The organism is Candidatus Eisenbacteria bacterium, from assembly GCA_016930695.1.
In the GTDB taxonomy this organism is placed as follows: Bacteria; Orphanbacterota; Orphanbacteria; order Orphanbacterales; family Orphanbacteraceae; genus JAFGGD01.
Genome location: JAFGGD010000023.1, coordinates 20,690 through 39,250, shown reverse-complemented (window position 1 = coordinate 39,250; position 18,561 = coordinate 20,690). Strand labels below are relative to the sequence as shown.

Sequence of the window (18,561 nt, the reverse complement as noted above, 5' to 3'; positions counted from 1 at the left end):
GTAAGGCGGCTTTCCGGCTATTTTCCGGAGAGGCGCGGCCGAACCGGAGCGCGCCGCCGGAGGATGTTCACTGGTGAAGGGTTCCATTCGGGGTTTGCTTCTCTGGGCGATCGCCGCGGCGATCACCGTCGGCGCCGCCGGGCATCAGCGCGCCACCGGACCGACCTATCCTCTGGAGGAGAAGGTCCGCCTCGGTTCGCGGGAGACGGTCGTCGTTTTCGAAAGAAGCCACGGCGGTCCCGGCGACCAGACGGTGGAGGCGGCGGGCCTCTCCCGGACGGCGGAGGGGGATCTCCTCTGGAGGCGCTATCCGACCGACGATCCGTTCGAAAGCGCGCCGATGACCCGCGAGGGGGACCGTCTCGTCGGCCGCATCCCCCACCAACCGCCCGCGGGAAAGATCGAGTACTCTCTCCTTCTTCGGGACGGGAGCGAGAGGGTCCGCGCGCCGGCGGATCGGACCGTGGTGACGCGCTTCAAGGGCGCGGTTCCGGCGGCGGTCCTCGTCCCGCATATCCTCCTCATGTTCGTCGCCATGCTCTTCTCCAACCGGACCGGCGTCGAAGCGATCCGGAACGGCCCGCGGCTCGCGGTTTACGCGCGAATCACTTTTCTTTTTCTCCTGGCGGGCGGGATGATCCTCGGTCCGGTGGTGCAGAAATTCGCTTTCGGCGCTTTCTGGACCGGCGTCCCCTTGGGTTTCGACCTGACCGACAACAAAACGCTGGTCGCCTTTCTCGGGTGGATCGCGGCGCTCGCCGCCCTCCGCCGCCGCGCCCGCTCCGCGCGCTGGTGGGTTTTCGCCGCCGCCCTGCTTCTCTTCGCGATCTATCTGATTCCGCACAGCATGATGGGGTCGGAGCTGGACTGGGAGAGCGCGCCGGTTCGGTGATGCCCCGCCGCCGCGCCCCTCTCGCGCCGTCCCTCCCTTTTTCGCTATAATGAGGAAGATACCGGTGGCGGGCCGCCGCGCGCGCGGTCTCTTTGCAAGCCGGGGCGAGGAGGCGTGATCGACATGTTCGCCATGGTACTGCATGAACAGGGGAAGCCGCTCCGTCCCGAGGAGATCCCGCGCCCCGAACCGGGGCCGGAGGAGGTGCTGGTGCGCGTGCGCGCCTGCGGCGTCTGCCGAACCGACCTGCACGTGGTGGACGGGGACCTGAAGGAGCCCAAGCTCCCTCTCGTGCCGGGGCACCAGATCGTCGGCGAGACGGTCGCGGTGGGCGCCGAGGTTCGGGACGTCGTCGTCGGCGACCGGGTCGGCATCCCCTGGCTCGGCGGCGTTTGCAACCGCTGCGTCTACTGCCGGAGCGGCCGGGAGAACCTGTGCGCCGGGGCGCGCTTCACCGGTTACCAAGTCGACGGCGGTTTCGCCGAGTACGCCGCCGCGGATCGGCGGTTCGCCTTTCCCGTCCCCGAGGGATACCCGGACCTGCAGGCGGCGCCCCTCCTCTGCGCCGGGCTGATCGGCTACCGCGCGTTTCGCATGGCGGGCGACGCGCAGAGGATCGGCATGTACGGTTTCGGCGCGGCGGCGCACCTCATCACCCAAGTGGCGGTTCACCTCGGACGGAAGGTGTACGCCTTCACGCGTCCCGGCGACGAGGAGGCGCAGCGCTTCGCGCGACGGATGGGCGCGGTCTGGGCGGGGGCTTCCGGCGAGGCGCCCCCGGAGCCTCTGGACGCGGCGATTCTCTTCGCGCCGGCGGGGGAACTGGTCCCGGCGGCGCTCGCCGCGACGGCGCGCGGCGGGCGGGTCGTCTGCGCCGGAATCCACATGAGCGACATCCCCTCTTTCCCCTACTCGATTCTGTGGGAGGAGCGATCGATCGTCTCCGTCGCCAACCTCACGCGCCGGGACGGCGTGGAGTTTCTCGATCTGGCGCCGCGCGTCCCGGTCCGGACGGAGGTCGTCCCCTATCCCCTTCGCGAAGCGAACCGCGCGCTGGACGATCTGCGCGCCGGACGGCTGACCGGCGCGGCGGTGCTCGTCGTCGACCGATGAGCGCCGGCGTTGCGAACCGGCATCGAGGAGAGTAGTTTGTAGGCGATCGGTCCCGAGCGACCCGGGCGCCCCCGCCCGGGGGAGGGAAGCGCGATGCGCCCAAGCGTTCTTATTCTGGTTCTGTCGGTGCTCCTGTGGGGCTCCGCGTCGGGCGAAGCGCCGGTGCGCTACATCGCCACCGTGGCGCCCATCGCGGACCTGCTCGCCCGCGTGACGGAGGGGCGCGCGGAGGTGATCCGCCTCCTCCCGAGCGGCGCCTCGCCGCACACGTACGAGCCGCGGCCGTCCGACATCCGGAGCGCCGAAGGGGCAGCGGCGATCGTCTATGTCGACCGTCTTCTGGACGGCTGGGCGGCGAACCTGCCGGGGCCCCGCCGTCTTCGGGTGCTCGGCCTCGTCCCCGATTCGCTTCTCCTTCCCCTCCCCGCGGATGTTCTTCCCGGCCACGATCACGACCACGGCGCGCGCGGCGGGGGCGGCGACGAGAGAGACTCGCCCGCAACGGACCCGCACTTCTGGCTCGATCCCGTCGCCGTCGCGGCGACGATCCCCGTCCTCGCGGAGAGCCTCGCCGCTTTCGACCCGGAGGGTGCGGAGGTCTATCGGAGGAACGGCGCGCGCGTCGCCGCGTCGGTCGATTCGCTTCACCGGCGCATCGAAGCGACTCTCGAACCCTTTCGCGGGCGCGTGGTGCTCCTCTCTCATCCTTTTAACCGTTATTTTCTCAGGCGCTACGGAATACGCGAAGCCGGCGTGATCGAGATCGTCCCGGGGAAGGAACCGACCGCCAAGGAGTTGGTTCGCGTGATCCGCGCCGTCCGACAGAGCGGCGCCGACGCGATTTTCGCGCTCCCGCAGCTCTCGCGGGAGCCGGCGCGCGCGGTGGAGGAGGCGACGGGGATCCCGGTGGTGCTCCTCGACCCTCTCGGCGGCGCGCCGGGGCTGGATACGTACGAGGAGATTCTGCTCGCGATGACGCGCGGCGCGGCGGAGGCCCTTCGATGAGCGAACCGGTGGTGCGTGTGGAGGGGCTCGCGGTCCGCTACGGCGCGCATCGCGCCGTGGAGAATCTGAACTTCGAGGTTCCCGAGGGGGCGAGCGTCTCCATCATCGGGCCGAACGGCGGCGGCAAGTCGACGGTGCTGAAGGCGATTCTCGGTCTCGTGCCGATCGAGACCGGATCGATCCGCGTGTTCGGACAAGAGCCGCGCCGCGTCTCCCCGGCGAGGATCGGCTACATGCCTCAGCTGAAGACGATGGACCGGCGTTTTCCCGCGCTTTCGGTGGAACTGGTCGTCTCCGGCCTCCGGCGGCGCTGGCCGGCGAGGATCGCCCGGCGGGATCGTGAGAAGGCGATGGCGGCGCTGGCCGACGTGGACGCCGCCCACCTGGCGGACCGCCCCATCCGCGATCTCTCCGGCGGGGAGATGCAAAGGATCTACATCGCCCGCTGCCTCGTCAGTCGTCCGCGCCTCGTTCTTCTGGACGAACCCGCCTCGGGGATCGACGCCGTCGGCGAGGCGGACCTGTACCGTCTTCTCGAGGACTATCAGAGGGAGAACGGGGCGACGATGCTCGTGGTGACCCACGACTGGCAGGTCGCCTATCATCACTCCACCCACGTGCTTCTTCTCGATCGCCGGCAGATCGGTTTCGGTCCGGCGAGGGATTGCCTCACGGAAGACTGCCTGCGCGCCGCTTTCGGCCACACCGGCCACAGTCACGAAGCACCCTACCTCGGGGGGGTGTTCGATGTTTGAGGCGCTTACCTTCCCCTTCATGCAGAGGGCGCTCCTCGCCGGCGCGTTGGTCGGTTTCCTGGCGAGCTACTACGGCGTCTTCGTGGTGCAGAGGGGGCTCAGTTTTCTCGGCAGCGGCCTCGCCCACGCCGCCTTCGGTGGCGTCGCCCTCGGGCTGCTCCTGGGTCTGCAGCCCCTCTATGTGGCGATCCCCTTCACGGTGCTCGTCGCCGTCGGGATCACCTGGGTGCGGGACCGGACGGAGCTGGGTGGGGACACGTCGATCGGCATCTTCTTCGCCGTGTCGGTGGCCCTCGGCGTTCTTTTCCTCGCGCTCAAACGGGAGTACACCGAGGACGCCTTCGCACTCCTCTTCGGATCGATTCTCGGCGTGGACCGGGGGGACCTGATTCTGAGCGGCGTATTGGCGCTCCTTCCCTTCGCCACGTTTCCCCTCTGGAGCCGTTGGGCCTACGCCACGTTCGATCGGGAGTTGGCGCGGGCGGACCGCGTGCCGGTCGGCCGCGACGATTATCTTCTCGCGATTCTCGTGGCGGTCACCGTGGTGGTGGCGGTGAAGGTGGTGGGGATTCTCCTGATCGCGGCGTTTCTGGTGATCCCCGCCGCGACGGCGCGCGTACTCGCCCGCACCTTCCTCGGCATGACGGCGATCGCCGTCGCTGTCGGCGTCCTCGGCACCGTCGCCGGCCTCCTCGCCTCCTACGAACTGGACGTCCCGAGCGGCGCCACCGTGATCCTCACACACGCCGCCGTCTTCACCGCCGCCTTTCTGCTGCGGCGCGGCCGGGGATAGCCGGCTTTCCCTTCGTTTCCTCCGTAGAAATCGCCCGGGGCGAGGCACGCGTTCCCATTCCGCCCCCTTGATGAGGGGCGCCCCGAATACCGCATGATGATGACTCGTTTCCCCGGTCCGGATGAAGTGGGCAACCATTCTCTTTTTTCAAGTGTCTAGAGAAGTGAAGAAAATTTCGTGCCCGGAATTAAAAATCGACCCACCGATCAGGACGCGGATGAACCGAAGGCGACTCGGAACGAAATTCAACAAGGGAACGAATCATGAAAAGGCGATGCTTGTGTCCCGCGTGTTCGAGCTTCTACCTGTGTGTGATCCTTGTCCTTCACGTCCCGTCGATCGTCCGTGGTCCCGCCTGCGCCACGAACCTCGTCCGTGTGGAAGAAAACGGCGAATCGGCTTCGTCGGGAGATACCTTGTCCACACCGGACCTTCCTTTCCCGAAAACCTTGCGGATGGCGCTCCTCCGTATGGAGCGCGTTTTCAATGAAGAAGACGAGGTCTTGGAAGAAATATGGCCCGGCTACAACCTGAAGGAGATGCGGATCGCCTTCTGGGGCGCCGATTACACCTGCCTTTTGAACTCGGAGAAGCCGCCGGACGATTTTACCGATACCCGCGTCCGCATGAACGGCCGGCCGGTATTCTTTGCGGCCGACGCGCCGTTCGACGTTTTCGTCGACGCCGCCTGGGACGGCGCGGACCCCCTGTTCATGCTCGCTCTGCAAGATTGGGACGAAAAACGTTTTTACGAGTTGTTGTTTCACGAGGGATTTCACACCCGCCAATTAGTGGATCCCGCTCTCAAGGGGAACTGGGAAAACCCGGCGTTGCAGTCTTTCTTTCCGATTGATCATGCGGAGTTCTATGCGCTCGGACATCTCGAACAAATCATTCTTGCCGAGGCCTTGCGATCGACGGCGCCGGAAGACATGATTGATCGGGTTGCTCGGTATCGAACGGTGGCCCGGCATCGGCGGGCGCTCCTGGATCCGGAAATGGCTGCTTGTGAACGCGGATCGGAGTTTCACGAAGGGATCGCCACATATGTCGGCCTACAAGGCGTCGAGGTCCTGACCGGATGCTCCATTGCGGGGGAGGCGCTAAGGGAAAGACTGGATCAGGTGTTTCTTGATCCGGCCGGATGGAGAAACCGGGGATACGGCGTCGGCGGTACTCTCGCCTTTCTTCTGGACCGGATCGATCCGGATTGGAAGCGACGGGTCCGTTCGGGTAGCACATTGGGCGGCTTGGTGGACGAATGGATTCCCGTCGACGGCCGGTGGAGTCTCGCGGAAATCTTGGAATACTACGGGTATGAAGGACATCGAAACGAATTCGCGATCAGAGTCGACGAGAATCGGGCCGGTCTGGCCGGTCTCGTGCGGGAAATCACCGGAAAAGACCATGTAGAAATCGGGATTCCGGCGGGTTGGCCGAAAATCGGCATGAACTACAATCCCAAGGGCATTATCCGGGTGTCCGATCGCACGATTCTTCATCGTGGATTTCTAAAGGTCTTTAGGGATCCACGCCTCTTCCTTAGTATGAACGGGCGCGGAGCGCTGACCGAACTGGCGGACCGGGATCTCTTTCGAGTGAGAAATATTCTGTTCGCTTGGCCGTCCTCTCCGCGGATCCTTTGGAACGGGGAGGAGATTCCGGATGTCCCGTCCGACGGGATATTCGAGGAGATGCGCCTGGAGGCGGATGGATTGATTCTCGATCTTCGAGACGGGGTCGTGCGTTCGCGACGGGAGCATGGACGCCGGATCACTTCCATCCGATTTTGACCGGGCGGTGTCCTCCCGCCGGCCGCGAGCGGTTCGTGCTCGAGGGTCTGGATCGCGTCCGCTAGAACCCCCGCCGCAGTCCTCCCGGCGCGTCGTCGCCCAAGAAGAGGATCTCCGCGTCGATCGCGCCGTCCGGGCCGACGGTGAAGAGGCCGAACTGGTCCGCCCCTTCGCCGGTCATCACCTCTTCCTGCGTGATCCGCCATCCCTCGTCGATCCGCCAGCCCTTCGACTCGAGCCATTCCTTCTCGCGGCCCGCGAACGAGCGGGCGCGACGGGAGCGATGGCCGAACCAGAAGAGATCGTTCCGGGGGCGGCCGGAGAGGTTCACCAGATCGAGCGCGCCGCCGCCCGCCCTCTCGATCCGGAAGCGCTCGTAGGTGTGCGTGTGGCCGGTGAGGATCAGGTCGACGCCTCCGTCCAGGAAGAGGTCCACGAGACGGCGCCCGCCGTGGTCGGCGTTCCACAGTTTCGCCGCCTCGGAGCGGTGCTTCTCCGACGACTGCAAGATGGGATGGTGCATCACCACGATCACCGTTCGCACACCCTCTTCGCGCGCGGCGAGGCGTTCTTGAAGCCAGGCGATCTGCGCCGGCACGCGTTCGTTCCGGCCGCCGCCGTAAACCATGTCGTTCGTGTCGAGGAAGAGGAAGAGCGCCGGGCCGACGCGCTCACTGAAATACAGACGCTCCGGTCCGAGCGCGGGATCGAGCCCCGCGAGAAAACGGGCGGTGTGCGCGCGGGCGGCGTCGCTCTTGTTGTTCCACACCTCGTGGTTGCCGGCGGCGACCAGATAGGGGAGGCGCTCCACCGGCGCGAGAATCTCCCGCAGCATCGCGAACTGATCGGTGTGCGTTCCGTTGTAGACGATGTCTCCCGTGTCGACCAGGAAGAGGATCGGCGGCCCGGCGCGGTCGATGGAGTCGATGTGGGCGATCATCCTCTGCCACTCGCCGTCGGCGAGCGCCCTTTGATCGCCGAAGACGGCGAAGCGGTAGCCTTCCGCGGGGTCGACATCGATCGCGGCGGCGCGCTCCTCCGGCGCGGGGCGCTCGAGAGGCGCGACCGGCGTCTCGGACGTTCCCGGCCAGGGATCCCCCATCTCCCACGGCCAGGTGAATCCCAGGGAAAGGGCCGCGGAGAACGCGATCGCCGCCGCCGTCCGGGAGATTTGTTTTGACCCCGTCCGTCCGCCTCGATGATGATTCATGAAACATCCTCTTGGATGGCGTGTTTGGTGCACGGTCGCATACCGCTCTTGATACGGAAGATAACCCGAAACGAGCCCGAACGGCGTGTTTTCCCTTTTTCCGAACCGTTTTTCGGCACCAGATACCTTTTCGCTCCCTGTGTTCGCAAAAAGGTGTCCGGCACCGAGGACATCTTAGCCGGCGGCGAGGCCGGCGCGGCGCGCCGCTTCGCGGAGCACGGCGAGAAGCATCGGACGGGTGAGTCGCTTGGTGGACGTGTTCAGGCGGCTCGTGTGGTAGGAGGCGAGAAGGAAGGGACCGCCGGCGGGGAGAACCCGGACGCCGTGGCCGAAGCGGGGGCGCGTCGGACCGAGGGGCACGCCGCGCCTCCGGAGCAGGCGGACGGTCGCGTCGAAGGCGACTCCGCCGAGGGCGACGATCCCCGCGAGGCGGGGAAGCCGGTCGACGGTTCCGTCGAGGTGTTCGGCGCAGGCGGCGATCTCCGCGGCGAGAGGACGGTTGCCGGGGGGCGCGCAGTGGATCACGCCGGTGATCGCCGCGCCGAGTAGCGACTCTTCCCCCGCAGGTCCGGCGGCGAGTCCGGCGGCGCGGAGCCCGTCGAAAAGAAAATCGCCGGCGCCGTCGCCCGTGAACATGCGGCCGGTCCGGTGGGCGCCGTGGGCGCCCGGCGCGAGCCCGACCAAGAGGAGGCGCGCTTCCGGATCGCCCAGATTCGGAATGGGGCGCCCCCAGTAGGTCTCGTCCCGGTAGGCGGCCCGTTTCTCCACGGCGATGCGGTCGCCGTATTCGCGCAGGCGGGGGCAACGGGCGCAGGCGCCGATTCGCTCGTTCAGTTGCAGCCAATCCCGCGCGGTGCTCATGGGGCCACCCTATCGCGCGGAACCGCCGGCCGCCATCCTTTTTCGCGAACGGCGAGGACGGTCGATCGTATGGAACGGGACATCACGCTCCGCCGCGTCTTCCGCACCTGGTGGCCCCTCGCCGCCAGCTGGATCATGATGGGCTTCGAATTGCCGGTGGCGAGCGCGGTCATCGCCCGTCTTCCGAACCCGAGCGTCCATCTGGCGGCCTACGGCGGCGTGGTCTTTCCCCTGTCGCTCGTCATCGAGGCGCCGATCATCATGCTTCTGTCGGCGTCGACGGCGCTTTGCCGCGACCGGGACACCTACGCGAGGCTCCGCCGCTTCATGATCGTCTCCGCTCTCGTCCTCGGCGCGGTCCACTTCGCCCTCGCCGCCACGCCTCTCTACGACCTCGTGGTGGACCGGCTCCTCGGCGTGCCGGAGGAGATCCGCGGGCCGGCGCGCCTCGGCATGCTGATCTTCACCCCCTGGACGCCGGCGATCGCCTACCGCCGCTTCCAGCAGGGGCTCCTGATTCGCTTCGGCCGTTCACGCGCCGTCGGAATCGGCACGGCGGTCCGTCTCGGCGCGAACGTGGCGACGCTTCTCGCGGGGATGGCGTACGGCGGATTGCCGGGGATCGTCGTGGGCGCCACGGCGATCTCCGTCGGCGTGATCGCCGAGGCGATCTACGCGGGCGCCGTCGCGCGCGCGGTGGTGCGCGGACCGCTTCAACTCGCGGAGGTCCGAGGCGCGCCGCTCACGCTCCGCGCGATGCTCTCCTTCTATGTGCCTCTCGCCATCACCCCGCTCTTCACGATGATGGCCCATCCGGTGATGAGCGCGGCGCTCAGCCGGATGCCCCGCGCGCTGGAATCGCTGGCGGTCCTTCCCGTGCTGAACGGCCTGGTCTTCACGCTCCGATCGCTCGGCTTCGCCTTCAACGAGGTGGTGGTGGTGATGCTGGACGACGCGGGCGCGCGCCGCGCACTCGCCCGTTTCGCCCGAGTCCTGGGCGTGTCGACCACGGCGCTCCTCCTGATCGTCATCGTGACCCCCCTCGGCCGCTTCTGGTTCACCGGCGTGTCGGCGTTGGAAGGGGAGCTCGCCGTCCTCGCCGGCCGCGGCCTCTGGATCGCCGTCCTTTTCCCCGCGTTCAGCGTGATCCACAGCTACTATCAGGGGGATCTGGTTCACACCCATAGGACCCGGGGAATCACCGAGGCGATGATGCTTTCCTTGGCGACGATCTGCGCCGTCCTCGTCGCCGGCGTGCGCCACGGCGGCGTGACGGGGCTTTATTACGGGCTGGCCGCCAACCTGGCGGGATACGTGGTGCAGGCGCTCTGGCTGCGCCGCCGCGCGCGGGAGAGTTGAGATGAGCGGCGGCAAGGGAACGCGCGTCCTCCTTCTGCTCTGGATCGCGGGGTCGGTCGTCCTCGGCCGGTTTTTCACCGCCAGGGCGATGGAGCGATTCGAGCGCGAGGTCCGGCCGGACGTGGAGCGGGGACGGCCGGAGTTTCTCGTCGCGGGAGCGGACCTCTTCGCCGTCGGCTCATCGAGGGTCGATCCGGCCCTCGTCTGGTTCTCGAATCTGATCGATGAGAGGTATGTGATCGTGGATCGGGTCGGTCCATTCCGGATCGCTATGCTCGCCGAAACGGCCGCGGCCCGAGGCGTACCTCCGCTAGACGCCGCCGCGCCCGATCCGAACGGGTAGAAAGAAGAGGAGCAGGTGGACGGCGCCGAGCGCCAGAAAAATACCCAAGGCGAACAAGCGGGGACCGTTCACCCGGTGAAGATTGTTGATCCGCAAGGAAATGTCGCCGCGGGCGAGGGGGATCCACTCGCCGTCCCGTCGCACGGCCATTTCCCGCCGGTCGAGGAGCGTCTCCACCCGCGCCCCCGCCGCGAAAACCTCCACGTCTCCCGCCGCTTCCTCGATGGTGAGAGGGTTCGCCCCGGGAGTCCAATGGAAGTCTTTCGTCCGCGCCTCTCGGATCTGCAGCCAGTTGACGAGGGCGAGGGAGAGGAAAACGACGGCCGGCGTGAGGAACAGAGGAATCTTCGAACGCAGCGGCATGGGTTCATCTCCTTGGGATCTTCCGGTCCCGCCGCGCCGCCGCTCCTGCTAGAATGGAGCAAAACCCGGCCGGGAGGGAACGATGATCACACGCGAAGAAGCATACGCGATACTGGCGGAGCATACCAAGAACCCGAATCTGATCAAGCATATGCTCGCCGTGGAAGCGGGGATGCGCGCCTACGCGCGCCGTTTCGGCGAGGACGAGGAGATCTGGGCGGCGCTCGGCCTCCTGCACGATTTCGATTACGAGGCGCACCCGAAGCCGGACCCGGAGGCGGAGAGCGGACACCCCTACTGGGGCGTGAACCTGCTTCGTGAAAAGGGCTACCCGGAGGAGTTTCTGCGGGCGATTTTGAGCCACGCCGATTACACGGGCGTCCCGCGCGAAACGCGCATGGCGAAGGCGCTCTACGCCGTGGACGAGCTGACCGGGCTGATCGCCGCGGTCGCCCTCGTCCGGCCGTCGAAAAAGCTGGCGGACGTCGCACTGAAGTCGATCAAGAAGAAGTGGAAGGAGAAATCCTTCGCCGCCGGCGTCGACCGGGAAGCGGTGAAGGTCGGCGCGGTGGAGCTGGGCGTCGATCTGGATGAGCACATCCTCTTCGTGCTCGCGGCGATGCAGGAAAACGCCGAGGCGCTGGGTTTGTAGGATGGGGGCGCGCGGGGGCGTCCCCTCGGCCTATTCCAGATCCTCGTGGGTGTCGTCGCAGATCGGCGGCGTCCCCGTGTGCTTGCAACGGCACAGGTTCATCCACTTCGCTTCTTTCACTTCGAAACGAAGCGGCGTGAACTCGGTCCCCTTGTGGCTGCCGTCGCAGAAGGGCTGTTTCGAGGAGCGGCCGCAGGCGCACCAGTAATACTCGCCCGGCTCGAGCTTCATGTTGATCGGCTTCTTGAAGGGAATTTTCGGTTCGGCCATCGGATCACCTCCTTCGACGCCCCGGAACGCCCGGCGCGTCCTTGTTTGTAGTCTAACGATCCCGCCGCCGGGTGGGTACTCTTTCCGCCCCCGGCGGGGGAGGGGATGATGAGCGACGCCGACGCGATCCGAAGGAGGGTCGCCGAGACTTACGCGCGCGCCGCCGCGCTACCGGCGGTTTCCCGGACGGGCGCGGAGGGGGAAGCGACGCCGGCCGGCGTGACGGCGCGCGACGCGCCCTACAGCCCCGCGGATCTCGCCGGCCTCCCGCCGGGGGCGTGGGCGCTCTCCTTCGGGTGCGGCGATCCGGTGGGCGCCTCGCCGCCGGCGGAGGGGGAGTTCGTGCTCGACCTCGGATGCGGCGCCGGTCTCGACCTTCTTCTCGCGGCTCGAAGAATCGGCCCGCGGGGGATCGCGGTCGGCGTGGAACTCGCCCGCCCCATGGCGGAGCGCGTCCGAGAGCACGCCGCCGCCGCGGGCTTCGCCAACGTCCGGGCGGTCGTGGGCGCCATCGAACGGTTGCCGGTCCGGAGCGGCGTCGCGGACCGGATCTACGCCAACGCCGCGATCAACCTTTCGCCCGAGAAGGATCTCGTCTTCGCCGAGATCGTCCGGACGCTTCATCCCGGAGGGCGGGCGATTCTGGCGGACGTGGCGGTGGAGGAGATGCCCCTCTGGCTCCGCGAAGTGGGCGCCTTTTACAGCCCCAGCCTCGCCGGCGCGATCGGGGTCGACGCGTACCGGAAAGGCCTGGAGAGGGCCGGTCTGGCGTCCGTGCGGATCGTGGAGCGCGTTCCCTATTCGGAGGACCGGATCGCCGAGATGATCCGGGGCGAGACGGTGCCGGGAGCGGAGGAAGCCCGCAAGGCGCTCGGAGGATTCGTCACCGACCGCTTGGTGGGGCGCGCCGCGCGGGATCTTGCGGGCGCCGTCGCCCGGGTACTCTTCGAGGCGGTCCGCCCGGAGTAGCGACGGAAGATGCGGCCCGGCGGCTGGTCCGACGCGACATCTCTTGTTTTATAAATAAAAAAAGCGGGTGCCGGCCCGCCCCTCGGTCGATTGTCCGCGAAGGGCTATCGGTTTTCTCCTTCGCCTCCTTCGGTGTCTTTTTTACCCGAGCTGCGTTCGTCCACCGCGCGCCGCAGCAGGAACTCGATCTGACCGTTCACGCTCCGGAACTCCCGCGCCGCCCAGCGGTTCAGCTCTTCCCACAGGTCGGGGCTCATTCGGAGTAGGAATTTCTTTCGCTCCGCCACGTCTCGACCTCGATTCCGCCGGGGAACGGTCGCGGCGCCGGACGCCCCGCGGAGGGACCCGGCGCCGCGTCGTCCGCCTTGTCGCGAGGTTTATTGATACAACGTGCCCGCGTTCACCACCGGCGAGGCGGAAGTCTCGCTGCAGAGCACGACGAGCAGATTGCTCACCATCGCCGCTTTCCGCTCCTCGTCCAGCTCGACCACATTTTTGGCGCTCAACTGATCGAGGGCCATCTCCACCATGCTGACCGCGCCGTTCACGATCTGTGTGCGCGCCGCGACAACCGCCGACGCCTGCTGCCGCCGGAGCATCGCCTCGGCGATCTCCGAGGCGTAGGCGAGATGGCTGATCCGCGCCTCGATCACGCGAACCCCCGCCCGGGCGAAACGCTCCGTCAACTCCTTCTCGAGCATCTCGTTCACGTGCTCCTTGCCGGCGCGGAGGGTAAGGGTCTCCTCGTCATGGTCTTCGAAAGTGTCGTAGGGATAGGCGCCGGCCAGATGGCGGACCGCCGCCTCGCTCTGCACGATCACGTATTCATGGAAGTCGTCCACGTCGAAAGCGGCGTGGTAGGTGTTCTCCACCTGCCAGACCACCACCGCGGCGATCTCGATCGGGTTCCCCGCTTTGTCGTTCACCTTCAAACGGTCGCCGTTCAGGTTGCGCGCCCGCAATGTAATCTTGTGTTTGCTGTAGAAAGGATTGGCCCAGAAGAAGCCGTTGGTCTTCACCGTCCCCTTGTACTTCCCGAAGAGCACAAGCACCCGCGAGTCGTTCGGGTTGACCACGAAGAAACCGGGAATAAGGAGAATCTCCAGAAGGAAGAGGCTGAAGAGAGGGACGAGATAGAGGAGATTCTTCGTGGATCCCGCCGCAACGATCGATAGCGCGATCAGCGGCAGAATCAGCAGGACCAAGATCAGCATCGGGTAGCCGGAGATCGGCTTGCGCGTGGTTTCGCCGTTCATCGTCGGGTCTCCTTCTCCGCGCCGTCCGTGCGGGGGGCGGCGTCGAACGGTGTTGTTATCGAAATGATATCACATTGATATTTTTTCGTCAACTGAGAATACAAAAGAGGGCCGGATTTTCTTCACCGGCCCACATAGAAAACTCGTAACGCGTTTCTGGAATAAGAGTTATTCAGAAACGAGAACAGCTCGCACCGGGCTCGCGTCCCCGCCCGTGATGCGGAGAGGAAGGGCGATCAGCCTGTAGATGCCTGCGGAAACGCGGGAGAGATCGAGATTCTCGATCCAGTATAACCCACCTTCCATGATGCACTTGTGGCTGACGAGCGCGTCCGAGCCGAAAGGATCCAAGCTGGGGGAATCCATGCCGACCAGGCGCGCGCCCCCCCGCACGATCGCCTCCGCCGTTTCGGGGGCGAGGTAGGCGAAGCTCGTCGGGAAATGGGTGGTGTCCGGGTGGGTTCCTGTCCGGAAGAGGAGACGGGGCGGATCGGCCGGGTCGATCCCGGCGAGCGCCTCCGGTCCGATGGCGCCATCCGGACCCGGTTCCACGTCGATCACGCGGGCCGGCCCGAGGAAGGGCTCCAGGTTCATCCGGTCGAGAGTGGGCGCCTCCTCCCGGACGTGGAAGGGGGCGTCCACGTGCGTGCCCAAATGGGGGCTGAAAGAGAGGGCGCTCACGTTGCTGTGGTCCCCCCGCGGGATCCGCCCCGCCCAAGCTCGTGAGAAAGGTGTATCCCCCGGCCAGGGGGCGGTCTCTTCGCCGAGAGGCCTCGTGATGTCGTGAATCGTCATTTCTCTCGAAACCCCCGTCTCCCGCCGCGCGCGGCGGGATCGTGTTCGCGCGCGCGTAGGAGCGCCTCGTAGATGTCGACCATGGCGAGAGAATCCAGCTCGCAGTACTCGAGAAGGTCTTTCTCCAGTTGCTCGCGTTCTCCGTCGCTCATCCCCTCCGATTGTAATCGATAGTAGGACCAAACCGCGTCCATGCCGTCGCGGATCGCCATCGTTTCGTACCCTTTACCCGGGGCAAGCACGGGGAGCACGTTCTTGATCGAGAAGGATCCGTCGAAACCGGGATGATAGTAGTGCCGGCGGATCACGTCGAGCAGGTCGAAGAGACGCTCTTCCATGCCGCGCAGGGGCGCGGCGAGGTCGGGGCAAACCGCCGCCATGCTCCGGAGCACCTCCTGCTCGAAGAGGGAATAGACGATGATCGATCCTTCGTCGGCGACGCGGTCGAGAAGCGACTCGGTCAGTTCGCGTCGCGGGTCGCCGTCGTCCGTCCGCAGATAATCGTAATGCTCCAGCGGCGCGTCCGGTTCGCGGAGAACGTGGCAGGACCACTGGAAGGGGACCAGGTCGAAGGGGCGCTGGCCCTCGAAGCGGGGGATCGGCGGGCGGACCGCCTCGAAGTCGAGGAAGTGGATTGGATAAACCGCGGCGGCGAGAAGGGCTTTGCCGAGACCGCGTCCCACAACCGGCGCGCCGGAGAGCACCGACCGCACCTGCCGCTTCTGGATGCGGGTGAGTCGCACGTCGGCGGGAATCGAACGAATATCGGTTAAGCCGGCGGCGAGGAGCGACTCCACGGCGCGCCAGCCGCCCATCCCTTGGTACAGCTCGAAGACGGAACGGTCGGGGAGCGCCGGCCAGCACGACCGCCGGTGCGCGCAGTCACGGCAGCGCCGTTCCATCGGCGCCTCGGGCGGCGCGGGCGAGGCGAGCGTGTCCCGGAGTTTCGCGACCGCGTCGCGGATCCGTGGCAGCCGCCGCTTCACGTCGGCGGCGCAGGAGACGCGCCGGAAGTGGGAGGGATCGCCGCGGACCGTCTCCTTGTCGAGCAGAATGAGCCCCGGCTCCGGGCGGATGCCCGCCGCCTCGAGCGCGTGGACCTGCACGGCGAGGTCGATCAGATAGGATTCCTTGACCTCGCCCCCCGCCTTCACCTCCCAGAGCCGCCATTTCCCGTCCGAACCGTTCCGGGCGAGGATGTCGGTCCGCACGGCGATGCCGTCCCCCCGAAAGGCGGCCTCGAACAGGATGGTCTCGCCCGCGCGGATCGCCTCGGCGGTCTCGCCCACCGCGTCGTCGAAACGGATCGCCTCCACGAGGCGGCCGCCGGGAAACTCCCCGCGCGCCAGCTTTCCCACGATGCGGCCGTGATGCATCTGAATGCGCGCGGCGCTGGTCGGCTCTCCGGCGGCGTTCTCCGGCGCACGTCTCGCGGTCTCCAGATAGGCGAGGCGCGGGCACTCGAGCGCGCGTCCGATGATCTCTTTCGTTAATCGCTTACTACGAGGCATGCAGTTCCGTTTCGCGGGGTCCGGTTCGGGCGGGGGTCCTCCGGTTCGGTGGGCCTCTTCGTGGTCTCTCGCCGCCGATCCGTGAATTTCACCCCTTCATTTTCATGCAAGGGGCCGAAAAAATCAACGCCCGGGCGCGCGCACCCCGCTTCCGGCCCGAAAGAGCGCGGGCGGCCGCCCATTCCGGACGCCCGCCCGCCACTCGCACCACGTCGTCTTCCGCCGCGTTTAATCGCGGAAAAGGCTCTTGATCTTCCCCCAGCTGGAGTTCTCGGTGTGTACGGGACACTCCAAACCCTCGATGGTGATCTCGTACTCCGCCCCACAGGGGACGCCGGAGTAGAAATAGGGGCCGATCCAGAGCCAGTAGGTGCCTGGGCCGAGCGTGCGGGAGACCATCGCCTCGTCACAAGGGCAGGCGGAGTCCGACTCGAGAATCTCTTGATCGTCGCAGCCGCCGCTTCCATCCAGAAGGAAGATCAGCACCGGAAACTGAGCCGTCGCCCGGTAGGTGATGGTCCGGGTTTCATTCAGCGTGATCTCGTACCAGTCCGTGTCCCGGTAGTCTACGTCCCCCCAGAACGGGTCGGTCACGATGTAGGTGCCGCTCGTGCCGCACAGGTGAATCGGCTCGGCCGCGCAGGAGATCGGGTCGAACACGGGCGGTGAGGAGTTGCAGCCTCCATTGGAGACGTCCACATACTCGTCGTAGCAGACCGGTTCGTCCTCGGTCAGGGCGCCGTTGGGGCAGTCGATGACGCATTCCGACCACTCCGTGATGTCGATCACGTAGTCGCCGCAGCTATACCCGTAGCCGTCCACGACGAAGTAGTAGGTGTTCCCCGAGTAGAGCGGCACTGCCTCCAGCTTGGAGGCGAAATCGGTGTACTCGTTCGTGCAGGCGTCGTCGTTGCAGGCGTAGGGCGAGCCGGACGTCCAGGAGTTCTCGTAAATATAGATCTTGGTGTCGTACTGGGACTCGCAGAGGGACGCATTCACGATGACATTGCCCGCCGGTGTGTAGGCGTACACGACATCCGGCGCCATGTGGACCGGATCCTGCCAGGGGCAGTACTCCACGTAGTCATCGTTGAAGGAGCAGCTGTTCCCTTCATCACGAAAGGGGATGCCCGGAATCAAGTAGGGATTCCCGATGTCGTCTCCCTGGGTCCGCACGCCGGGGGAGGGGCTCCCCGTGGACCGCGCGTTTTTCTGGTCGAGCATCTGCTGCGGCGCGATGGAGTTGCCGGTTCCGGCCCGTTCCCAGGCCCAGGCGGCGCCGACGAGCAGAACAAGCGATAGAATGAGCAGCGGTAGAGACTTCTTCATCTTCAGCGACCTCCGCGACGTGGTTGTGCGTCCATGGGAACCACTTTTCCTTCTCGGGTTCCGCTCGAAACCCGGCGCGCCCGGTCCATCCGGTCCCGCTTCCGGCGCGGAGCCGGATCGACGGGAGACGCCGATCATGCGTATCATCGGCAGCTTCTGCGGTTCTCTTTACAGGAGAGGGAGGATTGTCGGCGCGTAATCCCTTGCATTCAAACTGGTTGACGCGGGAGCACACATAAGGTGGCGGGGGAGCGGTGATGGGGCGGGGGATAAGGCGGGGGATGGCGCGCGGGCGAATCGGTGCTAAGTTGGAATAGGTTCCTGTTTAGTGGTTCACGGACCCTTTCGTTTCTGTTATAGATGGAAAGGGTGGACCCCACGGCGGCACGGCCGCTCCGGCGTGAAGCTTTCTCCACGCGCCCCCTCTTCTCTTCGGAACGGCCGGATCGCGGACAACCACCCGGTGGGCGCTCGCGGCGTGCGGGCGCTTCGGCCGGGAAGGAGGGAGGAGAGCTTTTGAATCGGACGGAGGGATCGGACACACGTCCGGTGCTCGCCATCCTGTGCAACTGCCCCGATCCGAAGAGCGGCCGGTCCGTCCTGCGGGATGCCGTCGGCGATCAGGCGGTGGAGCAGTTTCGCACGCTCTGCCTCGACCTTCTCCAGAAGGAACTTCCTCTCCTGCACGACATCTATGATCTGGCGATCTGTCCTTCCCGCGAAGAGGACCGGGAATGGGTGGAGCTGAAGTTTCCCTACGCGGAGTACGTCATCCCTCAGCCGGAGGGGGCGCAGGGGGAGAGGCTCCACACGATCGTGCAGGCGCTCCGGACGATGGGCCACGAAAAGGTGGTCGTCCTGGGCGCGGATTGTCCCTCCCTGCCGATGCACTACCTCCGCGTGATCCGCCGGCTCTTCCGCGACAAGGACGCCGTTATCGGCCCCACCCAGAACGGGGATGTCTACGTCTTCGGCGTGGGGAAAGACGTGCCGGAGCTGGAGTCGGTTCACTGGGGAAGCGCCGACACTTTCGGCGAGTTGGCGAGCGTTCTCAGCCGCCACGGCATGAAGCTCGGTATCGCCCCGCCCTGGTACCGGGTCACCGACGAGCACGCCTTCCACCGCGCCGCCGAGGATCTCCAGATTTCCCACAGTCTCGCCCGCCAACAGTTCGGCATGTGGATCGAATCCGTGGTGGAGGGTGGGATGGAAGTGGGCAAGGAGTGGGGCGACCGCTCCCTCTATTCTTAATGCTTTAAGCGTATTTCTCGTTTTTGTGCCTCCTCCGAAAG

The 18,561-nt window shown here is 66.3% G+C and carries 20 protein-coding genes; 11 read left to right on the top strand and 9 right to left on the bottom strand.

What is annotated here, in order from left to right; all coding sequences use genetic code 11:
• Positions 1–73 precede the first annotated feature (73 nt).
• The 6 genes from JW958_03905 (at position 74) to JW958_03880 (ending at position 6,351) form a co-directional block, all read left to right on the top strand.
• A complete protein-coding gene (locus tag JW958_03905; protein MBN1825387.1) occupies positions 74–892 on the top strand; it encodes a hypothetical protein in 819 nt (272 codons plus the stop codon).
• Positions 893–1,015: 123 nt separating this feature from the next.
• Positions 1,016–2,005: a zinc-dependent alcohol dehydrogenase family protein gene (locus JW958_03900; protein ID MBN1825386.1), complete on the top strand. Its 990-nt coding sequence runs from the start codon at positions 1,016–1,018 to the stop codon at positions 2,003–2,005.
• 93 nt (positions 2,006–2,098) lie between these two features.
• Complete coding sequence (locus JW958_03895) at positions 2,099–3,010, top strand: zinc ABC transporter substrate-binding protein (GenBank protein MBN1825385.1); 912 nt, start codon at positions 2,099–2,101, stop codon at positions 3,008–3,010.
• Positions 3,007–3,765: an ABC transporter ATP-binding protein gene (locus tag JW958_03890; GenBank protein ID MBN1825384.1), complete on the top strand. Its 759-nt coding sequence runs from the start codon at positions 3,007–3,009 to the stop codon at positions 3,763–3,765. Before JW958_03895 ends, JW958_03890 begins: the two co-directional genes overlap by 4 nt.
• A complete protein-coding gene (locus JW958_03885; protein MBN1825383.1) occupies positions 3,758–4,558 on the top strand; it encodes a metal ABC transporter permease in 801 nt (266 codons plus the stop codon). The genes JW958_03890 and JW958_03885 overlap by 8 nt, the downstream gene beginning before the upstream one ends.
• 626 nt (positions 4,559–5,184) lie before the next feature.
• Positions 5,185–6,351, top strand: coding sequence for a hypothetical protein (locus tag JW958_03880; protein MBN1825382.1), 1,167 nt, complete (start codon positions 5,185–5,187; stop codon positions 6,349–6,351).
• A 61-nt stretch (positions 6,352–6,412) separates the two neighbouring features.
• Here the strand turns inward: JW958_03880 and JW958_03875 are convergent, their stop codons facing one another.
• Positions 6,413–7,561 carry a metallophosphoesterase gene (locus JW958_03875; protein ID MBN1825381.1) on the bottom strand — a complete coding sequence of 383 codons (1,149 nt, stop codon included), beginning with the start codon at positions 7,559–7,561 and terminating at the stop codon, positions 6,413–6,415.
• A gap of 174 nt (positions 7,562–7,735) precedes the next feature.
• Positions 7,736–8,422, bottom strand: a complete 687-nt coding sequence (locus tag JW958_03870; protein MBN1825380.1) for a uracil-DNA glycosylase — start codon at positions 8,420–8,422, stop codon at positions 7,736–7,738.
• A gap of 69 nt (positions 8,423–8,491) precedes the next feature.
• On the opposite strand from JW958_03870, the gene JW958_03865 reads away from it, so the two are divergent.
• A complete protein-coding gene (locus JW958_03865; GenBank protein ID MBN1825379.1) occupies positions 8,492–9,781 on the top strand; it encodes a hypothetical protein in 1,290 nt (429 codons plus the stop codon).
• 1 nt (position 9,782) lies between these two features.
• On the top strand, positions 9,783–10,124 hold the full coding sequence (locus JW958_03860; GenBank protein MBN1825378.1) for a hypothetical protein: 342 nt from the start codon (positions 9,783–9,785) through the stop codon (positions 10,122–10,124).
• Here the strand turns inward: JW958_03860 and JW958_03855 are convergent.
• Positions 10,092–10,487 (bottom strand): hypothetical protein, encoded by a 396-nt coding sequence (locus tag JW958_03855; protein ID MBN1825377.1) that lies wholly within the window; start codon positions 10,485–10,487, stop codon positions 10,092–10,094. The genes JW958_03860 and JW958_03855 overlap by 33 nt on opposite strands.
• Positions 10,488–10,569: 82 nt before the next feature.
• Between JW958_03855 and JW958_03850 the strand changes: the two genes are divergently transcribed.
• A complete protein-coding gene (locus JW958_03850; GenBank protein ID MBN1825376.1) occupies positions 10,570–11,139 on the top strand; it encodes an HDIG domain-containing protein in 570 nt (189 codons plus the stop codon).
• A 30-nt stretch (positions 11,140–11,169) separates the two neighbouring features.
• Here the strand turns inward: JW958_03850 and JW958_03845 are convergent, their stop codons facing one another.
• A complete protein-coding gene (locus JW958_03845) occupies positions 11,170–11,409 on the bottom strand; it encodes a CDGSH iron-sulfur domain-containing protein (GenBank protein MBN1825375.1) in 240 nt (79 codons plus the stop codon).
• Positions 11,410–11,517: 108 nt separating this feature from the next.
• On the opposite strand from JW958_03845, the gene JW958_03840 reads away from it, so the two are divergent.
• Positions 11,518–12,378: a methyltransferase domain-containing protein gene (locus JW958_03840; GenBank protein ID MBN1825374.1), complete on the top strand. Its 861-nt coding sequence runs from the start codon at positions 11,518–11,520 to the stop codon at positions 12,376–12,378.
• A gap of 104 nt (positions 12,379–12,482) precedes the next feature.
• Here JW958_03840 and JW958_03835 read toward each other — a convergent pair whose 3' ends face one another.
• The 5 genes from JW958_03835 to JW958_03815 all read right to left on the bottom strand — a co-directional run bounded on the left by JW958_03835 (position 12,483) and on the right by JW958_03815 (position 17,269).
• Positions 12,483–12,665, bottom strand: coding sequence for an Arc family DNA binding domain-containing protein (locus JW958_03835; GenBank protein ID MBN1825373.1), 183 nt, complete (start codon positions 12,663–12,665; stop codon positions 12,483–12,485).
• Positions 12,666–12,755: 90 nt separating this feature from the next.
• Entirely contained in the window at positions 12,756–13,634 is an 879-nt protein-coding gene (locus JW958_03830; protein MBN1825372.1) for an SPFH domain-containing protein, read from the bottom strand.
• A gap of 168 nt (positions 13,635–13,802) precedes the next feature.
• Positions 13,803–14,429 (bottom strand): cyclase family protein, encoded by a 627-nt coding sequence (locus JW958_03825; GenBank protein ID MBN1825371.1) that lies wholly within the window; start codon positions 14,427–14,429, stop codon positions 13,803–13,805.
• Positions 14,426–15,940, bottom strand: a complete 1,515-nt coding sequence (locus tag JW958_03820) for a DUF2779 domain-containing protein (protein MBN1825370.1) — start codon at positions 15,938–15,940, stop codon at positions 14,426–14,428. The genes JW958_03825 and JW958_03820 overlap by 4 nt, the downstream gene beginning before the upstream one ends.
• Positions 15,941–16,168: 228 nt before the next feature.
• The gene (locus JW958_03815; protein MBN1825369.1) at positions 16,169–17,269 is read right to left on the bottom strand and encodes a hypothetical protein; all 1,101 of its coding nucleotides are present in this window, start codon (positions 17,267–17,269) and stop codon (positions 16,169–16,171) included.
• Positions 17,270–17,785: 516 nt separating this feature from the next.
• Between JW958_03815 and JW958_03810 the strand changes: the two genes are divergently transcribed.
• Positions 17,786–18,520, top strand: coding sequence for a DUF2064 domain-containing protein (locus JW958_03810; GenBank protein MBN1825368.1), 735 nt, complete (start codon positions 17,786–17,788; stop codon positions 18,518–18,520).
• Positions 18,521–18,561: the final 41 nt, after the last annotated feature.

What these genes read in the sequence shown, in the direction of transcription:
- JW958_03900 (MBN1825386.1), top strand. Translation starts at nt 1,016, where the DNA reads ATGTTCGCCATGGTACTGCATGAACAGGGGAAGCCGCTCCGTCCCGAG.
- JW958_03895 (MBN1825385.1), top strand. Translation starts at nt 2,099, where the DNA reads ATGCGCCCAAGCGTTCTTATTCTGGTTCTGTCGGTGCTCCTGTGGGGC.
- JW958_03890 (MBN1825384.1), top strand. Translation starts at nt 3,007, where the DNA reads ATGAGCGAACCGGTGGTGCGTGTGGAGGGGCTCGCGGTCCGCTACGGC.
- JW958_03885 (MBN1825383.1), top strand. Translation starts at nt 3,758, where the DNA reads ATGTTTGAGGCGCTTACCTTCCCCTTCATGCAGAGGGCGCTCCTCGCC.
- JW958_03880 (MBN1825382.1), top strand. Translation starts at nt 5,185, where the DNA reads ATGAACGGCCGGCCGGTATTCTTTGCGGCCGACGCGCCGTTCGACGTT.
- JW958_03875 (MBN1825381.1), bottom strand. Translation starts at nt 7,561, where the DNA reads ATGAATCATCATCGAGGCGGACGGACGGGGTCAAAACAAATCTCCCGG.
- JW958_03870 (MBN1825380.1), bottom strand. Translation starts at nt 8,422, where the DNA reads ATGAGCACCGCGCGGGATTGGCTGCAACTGAACGAGCGAATCGGCGCC.
- JW958_03865 (MBN1825379.1), top strand. Translation starts at nt 8,492, where the DNA reads ATGGAACGGGACATCACGCTCCGCCGCGTCTTCCGCACCTGGTGGCCC.
- JW958_03860 (MBN1825378.1), top strand. Translation starts at nt 9,783, where the DNA reads ATGAGCGGCGGCAAGGGAACGCGCGTCCTCCTTCTGCTCTGGATCGCG.
- JW958_03855 (MBN1825377.1), bottom strand. Translation starts at nt 10,487, where the DNA reads ATGCCGCTGCGTTCGAAGATTCCTCTGTTCCTCACGCCGGCCGTCGTT.
- JW958_03850 (MBN1825376.1), top strand. Translation starts at nt 10,570, where the DNA reads ATGATCACACGCGAAGAAGCATACGCGATACTGGCGGAGCATACCAAG.
- JW958_03845 (MBN1825375.1), bottom strand. Translation starts at nt 11,409, where the DNA reads ATGGCCGAACCGAAAATTCCCTTCAAGAAGCCGATCAACATGAAGCTC.
- JW958_03840 (MBN1825374.1), top strand. Translation starts at nt 11,518, where the DNA reads ATGAGCGACGCCGACGCGATCCGAAGGAGGGTCGCCGAGACTTACGCG.
- JW958_03830 (MBN1825372.1), bottom strand. Translation starts at nt 13,634, where the DNA reads ATGAACGGCGAAACCACGCGCAAGCCGATCTCCGGCTACCCGATGCTG.
- JW958_03825 (MBN1825371.1), bottom strand. Translation starts at nt 14,429, where the DNA reads ATGACGATTCACGACATCACGAGGCCTCTCGGCGAAGAGACCGCCCCC.
- JW958_03820 (MBN1825370.1), bottom strand. Translation starts at nt 15,940, where the DNA reads ATGCCTCGTAGTAAGCGATTAACGAAAGAGATCATCGGACGCGCGCTC.
- JW958_03815 (MBN1825369.1), bottom strand. Translation starts at nt 17,269, where the DNA reads ATGAAGAAGTCTCTACCGCTGCTCATTCTATCGCTTGTTCTGCTCGTC.